Origin of the sequence: Pseudomonas amygdali (genome assembly GCF_002699855.1) — a bacterium.
Lineage (GTDB): Bacteria > Pseudomonadota > Gammaproteobacteria > Pseudomonadales > Pseudomonadaceae > Aquipseudomonas > Aquipseudomonas amygdali.
In genome coordinates this window covers 1-6,504 of record NZ_LKBW01000099.1, presented here as the reverse complement: position 1 = coordinate 6,504, position 6,504 = coordinate 1, and the positions used below count along the sequence as shown (strand labels likewise).

Annotated in this window: 6 protein-coding genes; all 6 read right to left on the bottom strand. The window is 57.5% G+C overall.

What is annotated here, in order from left to right; genetic code table 11:
- Positions 1-247: 247 nt before the first annotated feature.
- Entirely contained in the window at positions 248-952 is a 705-nt protein-coding gene (locus tag AO277_RS09240; RefSeq protein WP_044319987.1) for a DsbA family protein, read from the bottom strand.
- A complete protein-coding gene (locus AO277_RS09235) occupies positions 949-1,248 on the bottom strand; it encodes a hypothetical protein (RefSeq protein WP_004662717.1) in 300 nt (99 codons plus the stop codon). The genes AO277_RS09240 and AO277_RS09235 overlap by 4 nt, the downstream gene beginning before the upstream one ends.
- On the bottom strand, positions 1,245-4,202 hold the full coding sequence (locus tag AO277_RS09230) for a conjugative transfer ATPase (RefSeq protein WP_044319986.1): 2,958 nt from the start codon (positions 4,200-4,202) through the stop codon (positions 1,245-1,247). The genes AO277_RS09235 and AO277_RS09230 overlap by 4 nt, the downstream gene beginning before the upstream one ends.
- Positions 4,202-4,663 (bottom strand): TIGR03751 family conjugal transfer lipoprotein, encoded by a 462-nt coding sequence (locus AO277_RS09225; RefSeq protein WP_080899363.1) that lies wholly within the window; start codon positions 4,661-4,663, stop codon positions 4,202-4,204. The genes AO277_RS09230 and AO277_RS09225 overlap by 1 nt, the downstream gene beginning before the upstream one ends.
- The gene (locus AO277_RS09220) at positions 4,641-6,128 is read right to left on the bottom strand and encodes a TIGR03752 family integrating conjugative element protein (RefSeq protein ID WP_044319985.1); all 1,488 of its coding nucleotides are present in this window, start codon (positions 6,126-6,128) and stop codon (positions 4,641-4,643) included. Before AO277_RS09220 ends, AO277_RS09225 begins: the two co-directional genes overlap by 23 nt.
- The coding region (locus tag AO277_RS09215; RefSeq protein ID WP_257214209.1) for a DUF3438 family protein at positions 6,118-6,504 on the bottom strand (387 nt) is incomplete at its 5' end. The genes AO277_RS09220 and AO277_RS09215, both read right to left, overlap by 11 nt.

Genomic DNA, 6,504 nt, shown 5'->3' with positions numbered 1-6,504 from the left:
CCGAGTCTGCCCAGGTGGCATGACTCAAACAAAAGGGTCTCCGAGAAACCCGGGGCGGTTCAGACCCCACTTGAAAGCTGGCTTTACAGACCTAAAACGGGTGTAAGCATCTGGCGAATACACATTGCATGTAAGCGTATGGGCATCCCGTTTTGCGTAATTATGCCGGTTGCTATCGATGCGGCGTTCGCAGTAGTTGTCCACACCGTCCGTAATCGAAATGCATAGGATCACGGAGCGCCTGGATTCACTTATCGCTGCTGTTCGAGTCCGTGCTGGCCAGCCAGTCGATTGCGGAAAGCAGCACGTTACCGTCAGGTGCTCCCTGCAGCTTGATCGATCGTCCAGAGACTTTATCCTTGATGACCAGCGTCGGTGTGGCAGTGATGCCGTCCTGGCTGGCCTTGTGAGCCTGGCTAATGACGGCCCGTTGCACGGACGGGTTGCTCGAAGCGCAGTTATCGATATATTGCTGTCGATCCTCAAGCCCCGGGATCTGCGGATTGCCAGCAGTTCCAGCACCGTTCGACCGAGTACGCTGATAAATGAGTTCGACTGCGAGCCAGAAAGCGTCATTGCCTCGCTCGATCCCTGCGCACTCAGCCCAGCGAGCTTCATAGCTCGCGGCCGGCTCGTGCATGGGAAGAGGGAGGTGGTGCCACTGCAGGTTCACGTCTGGATGCTGATCAACCCATGCTTTGAGCTGTGGGAAATAATCCTTGCAGTACGGGCATTCCAGATCTGCATACTCGACGATGGTGAATCTGGCACTGCTGCTCCCGTAAACCCACGCGCCATTATGCTTCGTCTGTTTGGTTGTCTCGCTGACGCTTTCGGCGGTGTTGAGCATTTGCATGGCCTGTCTGACATCTGGCAGGCATTCAAAAGCCAGAATTGCCAAGGCGACCGCACCGATGCCGTACAGGATCTGGCGACGTGTGGGGCGCTTCATGCGGAGGCCTCTTTATCGAGGAACTGTTTGGCCAGCAACTCCTGATTCAGCAACGTGAGAAGAGCCTTCTGCGCGCTTTCAGGCTGTGGGTGATGCTCAAGCCACTGGTCCAGCGCTTTGTGCAGTTGGGACTGGATCTCTCGACGATCAACCGCCACATGTTTCACGACTTCCAGGTGCTCGATCAGTACCGGTGCGCAGATTTTCAAGGCCAGCAGAGCATCTTCCTGCGGGTTTTTGAGTAGTTGAGTCAGGCTGTCGATCAGATTTTGAGTCAGGGCATCCATGGCTCTCATGCCAGGTTCTCCAAGGGCGAAGACGGGAATGTAATGGTTGTCGGTTCAATCCCGCGAATGCGGTCGAGGTCGTGTGCGATCGCCATTGCGGCTCCCAGCTCGTCTACCCCTAACGACTGCATTAGATCGTACCGCTGTTTTTTTTCTTCCGGCTCAGTCATGGCCAATGCCAGGAGCAGGCTTGGGGGCACGGCTCGAAACAAAACCTCCATCGATTTGGAAAGCACAACCCCTTCAGTATACTTTCCGCTCTCTTTACGGGCTGACAGCATCAGTGACTTTTGCGCAGGCGTCAGCTTACGGAACGTGGTGATTTTCTCCACTTCATCCGGTGGCATGTTCAGGCAGATCCACCACTCGATCATGTTAAGCATCGGTGCTGCTGCTGACGGAAGGTCGTCGATGTTCTGAGTGGCAAGCCAGAACCAGGCACCGAGTTTTCGCCACATCTTGGTGATCTTGATGACGTAGGGCGAGAGAAGGGGGTTTTTCGTAATGATGTGACCCTCGTCAGTGAAGTTGACGATCGGACGCCCCTTGAATTGGTCCCGTTCTGCAATGTTGTTCACGGTGTTGATCAGCGAGATGTAGGCGACCGACAGTTGGGCGTTATACCCCTCGCGGGCGTAGGTGGCCAAGTCCAGGATTGTGATGTCGGCCTCAGGCCAAGGCGTACCCTCCCGGTTGAACATCTCACCGTCAGCCCCCATGCAGAACATGTCCATGGCTTCAGCCATCTCGAACATGCGTTCTCGGCGCTTTTCCGGAAGGGTGGTGTCCTTGCCAGCGTCACTCAGCGCATCACGCACATCCTCCGTCTTGACTGCTCGTTCAGCGTCAAAGCATGTTCTGGCTGCCGTCAGAATGCAGTGCCTAATGGCGCTGCGGTCTGCGCGAGTGAGTCGAGCCTCTTCTCTCTCTTCGCCGCCGGTGATCATGAGCCTGGCCACGATCTCCATTTCGCCCAAGACATCACGCTCATCTTCGCCCTGTTCAGGCATTGTTTGCAGATGTTCATCGGATCCTTCAATGTCATCGGCATCCAGGATCGTGACTTTGTCAGGTGTTGACACCAGGCGAATGGCATCAGTGAAGGGGGCCAGACTCACGCCCGACCCTGGCGCCAACTTGAGCCGGTTGACCGTCAGCCCAAGCTTTTGGGCAAAATCTCCCAGTAGGCCGAAACTATTACCGGCTTCAATGATGAATAGGCGCGGCCTGTAAATGGCGATTAACTGCATCAGCAAATTGTTGGCCGTGGCTGACTTACCTGAACCTGTCGGGCCAAACAGGAGCAGATGGGCATTCATCTGCCGATCAAGCTTGTTGAATGGGTCGAACGTCAGCGGTGCACCGCCCCTGTTGAACAGGGTTATGCCGGGGTTGCCCGTGCCGCTGGCACGACCCCATATCGGCGAAAGGTTCGCGACATGCTGGGCGAGCATCATCTGCGTGTACCAGTCCAAAGCATGTTTCTTGTTCACATCAAAACTGGCGGGCAGCCACCGTAGGTAACTGCTGAGAGGGGCGACTTCATCACGAGGATAGACAGGTTCCATACCGGCGCTAAGCATGGCATTGGCAAGCTCCATGCTTCGACTTTCCAGTTGTTGCTCATCCTTGCCGGTCAAGTAAAAAACCACGTTGCCCCGGTACAGCTTGTGTTTTCGACCGATCAGTTTTCGGGCTTCGTCGACCGCTTCACGGGTCAGGGCGGAGGCTTGATTGTCACCGACTGATTTACGTGCCAGTTTTTCCAGGTGGGCCTCCAGAACATCCTGTGGAGTGATCACCAGCGTGATGTTGAGTACTGTGTCCTCGGGCAACTTGTCGAACAAGGCATGCAGCGCGTCCCCGCCTTTACGGTTTTCACCCGTCAGGTGCCCGGTCTTTGGCGCATCGCGTAAGCGATCGAGGACGATGACCCGATGAGGGCGCGAGTCGAAGTACCAGAGACCCTTCTTGGCATCCGATTGCGGTTCGCTGTAGAACAGGCACTGAGAGAAATCATCGCCGCTGGCCAGCGGCAGCGTGCCCTCTTCTGGTGGTTCGACCGTGCGGTTATTGACGATTTCGAAGAAACGATCGATGTCCTGGCGCTTTGATCCCAAGTGTTCGGGATGCGGGTTGAACCAGTGCAACAGCCAGTGACGAATGTCATGGCGATCCATGCGCCGGGTTTTGATGCCCGCGTTGGCCAGTCCTCCGGTCAGGCGCTCGCAAATGTTTTTCAAGTACATCGACGGCGTCTGGCCACGAACCAGTCCATCTCCGGTGCTGCGCCGGTAGACGACCATGCGAACCCTGCGTTGCTGGCCGCGCCAGGGCAGTTGAGACACTTTGGTGTCTTCAAATAAACCTCCCGGCTTGGAGATTGCCTCTAGGTGATGTTTGAATTGCTGCAGGTACATTTCTGTAAACGCCGTACCCTGAGCGCGAGGCTGGACGTAATCATGCAACGTCTCCAGATAATCTTCCCAACTGGTTTCATCCCTGGCGTAGAACTGCACCACCCAAGGCGACTCATCCAGTTCGTCAAAACTGTCCTGCAGCGCATTTTCAAGAGCATCGCGCGCTTTGCGTAACCACTCAGGGTCCCGACCTTCGGTGCCGATGGGGGTGAGTTCATAGAATGCTGCCAGTGACTTGCCGTCCTCGAGCAGCATCGCTTGCTCCTGAGGGAGGTACTCCGTCCAGGGCAGCATGTCGACGAATGACGGGTTGACGGCATACAGGGCTTCGATATCGTCGACCGTCGCAGGTTTGCGCTTGGGATCTAGCCACGCGCCAGGCTCTGGTATGCCCTCAGCCGCCAGGCGAGCCAGATAACGCTCTCTGGCCTGCGCGAAGATGGCCTCTTCTCGTAGCTGATCGGCGATCGTCTCGACTGGAGTATCAACCACGGTGTCAGTGCCTCGATCCCGACGCTTTGTCAAACGCTTCAAAAGTCCCATCAATAATCCTCCACCCGCTCACCGGGCATCGCGTATTGCACGCGTTGATACAGCGGAAAAACAGTCGTATACCCCGGTACTGGCGCGGGATCTGAGCCCGCCAGGTGAGGGAATACGTACATGACCAGGTCCGGATTGGGCAGGCGCTTGAACTGGCTGTAGATCTCGTTCTGAGCCGTGCGTGTGTACGCGGCGCTGTCCTGCAGCGGCTGAGTGGCCCGCACATCGATCGAGCGGCGCAGCTCTGCGCGAGCATCGAGCAGTTGCCGACCACTGGCGCTGCCGCCCGAGCCCGTGGTGCCCTGGTTCCAGACATCCATCATGGTGCTGTCGCCATGCGGCAGCATTTCCTCCTTGCTGGTCTGGCATCCTGCGAGTGTGAGCAAGGCGACAATGAGTGACAGGCCGAGCCGTCCGCTACGGGGTGGCCTTGAAAGATCAATCCAGGTTGGCAGTGGCATGGCTCGCTCCTGAGGCGTACTTGACCTTGCGGCCTTTGAGTTCGTAATCGATTTCCAGCTCTTGATCGATGTGCAGTGAGACCTGCGCGCCAGGTAAGACGTAGATGGCCGCAAACGCCTGGCCATACAGCTTGTTGACCCAGCTGGACACGTCCGTGACGCCTTGAGTCAGGATTTTGCCCATCGCCTCGTTGCCGGACAGTCCGGTGCTGCCGAGCGTCCCAGAAGCATTGGAGACGTACGATGAGGTGCTTCCCTCGGTCTTGATCAACGATGCAGCCCCTGCTCCAGCTGCGGTGATCAGCGCTTGCGAGCCGATGTACTGCTGCGCATTGCTGCGTCGCTCGCCGGCGATGCACGGAATGCCGTAGGGATCACTGATCCAGCCCAGACCACCCTGGATGGGTTGTTGGTCTCCAGAGTTGTTCTGATTGTTGTTCTGTTGATTCCCACCCTGGACCGGGGCCGGCAGCGTGCGGACAGTGCCGTCGGTGAACACGAAGGTCAGACTCTTGATCTGCCCCCGCACGCATGAGAGGGTCCAGTCGCCGGACGCTGTACCGCTGGCCACGGCACCGGCCACGTCAGGAAGGTCTATGCCATTGGCAGTGAGGTTGTCCGGACCGATCAACACCTTGAACGGGTAGGGGTCATTAACCGTCCCATCCACGGGGACCCGGCCAATCAACGCTGACATGGCCACCGATCCCATCAACGTCGAGTTTTGAGGCAGGGTGTAGGCACGACGTACCTTCTTACGCTCCTGTTGCTGGCCACCCATGTCATCGCGGACAGACTGAGCGCCTGTCGTCAGGGCTTTCTGGCCTCGGTCTACGGACTCGCCGAAGGCCGTAGGAAAACTGTAGCCGCTCGGAGAGATGCTCGTGCCAGCAGTGATCGGTTTACCGTTGCTGTCCAGGGCCGTCGCGTCCTGCGGATCGATCCAGACGATGTCTGAACCGCTTGAGTCGGACTTGAACTGTTGGCCATCTCCCTGCTGAACGCCCAGGCCAATCGGTAGATCCGGGTTCGTAGCGCCGTTTTGTCCCATCCGGGTCAGTTCGTCCATCTGTTTCTTGAAACCCTCCACCACGCTTTGCTGTTGCTGCTGACTGTCGAGTTTGAACTGCTCCTGGGCATTCTTCAGACGCTGCTCTACCGTCTGATCGATGTTCGCCAATCGTTGTTTGAGCGCCTCGTTGTCCTGCTTGACGGCTGAGTTCTGCGCCATCACATCGGTGATCTGCTGCTTGAGCTCGCGTCCTTCAGCCACGACCGTGCGCAGCGTGTCGCTCGGCGTGTCGCCTTCCACACCCAGAGCCTTGGCCTGTTCCGCTGTGAGTTTTGGGGCCGGAGCGTTGTCAGCCTGCTGTTCGGGTCCACCTCTCATCATCTTGATGCCGATGAACACCGTGAGCAGGAGAAGCGGAACCACCAGGTACTTGAGCAGCGGGTTACTCTTCATGCTTGGCTCCCCGGGTTGCACGCGGATCTGCTGGGGCGGCGGAGAACACGGTTGCTTGTGTCAGCCCGTGTCCCCGCGTGACCAGGTACAAGGTCGTAGTGTCACTGGCATCACCACGAGGTCCGAGATACGGGTGCTGAAATGCTGCGGTCGCGAACTCACCCATCAGTTCACGAGGGTCGAGCATGACGCGCTGCGCCGTCTGATTTTGTAGCTTCACGGCGGTCACCCAAAAATCGTCCAGACGCCACGCGCCCAAGGGTGTGGCCTTCACAGGCAGAGTGGGGAGCAGGGTGGTCAGATCCAGGCGGGAGACTGTCAGAAATTTTGTGTTCGGGCATAACATGTAGCTAGAGGTGCATGTATGCCGACCAAA

Bases quoted from the DNA above. Each gene is read 5' to 3' on its own strand.
- AO277_RS09240 (WP_044319987.1), bottom strand. From the start codon at position 952: ATGAAGCGCCCCACACGTCGCCAGATCCTGTACGGCATCGGTGCGGTC.
- AO277_RS09235 (WP_004662717.1), bottom strand. From the start codon at position 1,248: ATGAGAGCCATGGATGCCCTGACTCAAAATCTGATCGACAGCCTGACT.
- AO277_RS09230 (WP_044319986.1), bottom strand. From the start codon at position 4,202: ATGGGACTTTTGAAGCGTTTGACAAAGCGTCGGGATCGAGGCACTGAC.
- AO277_RS09225 (WP_080899363.1), bottom strand. From the start codon at position 4,663: ATGCCACTGCCAACCTGGATTGATCTTTCAAGGCCACCCCGTAGCGGA.
- AO277_RS09220 (WP_044319985.1), bottom strand. From the start codon at position 6,128: ATGAAGAGTAACCCGCTGCTCAAGTACCTGGTGGTTCCGCTTCTCCTG.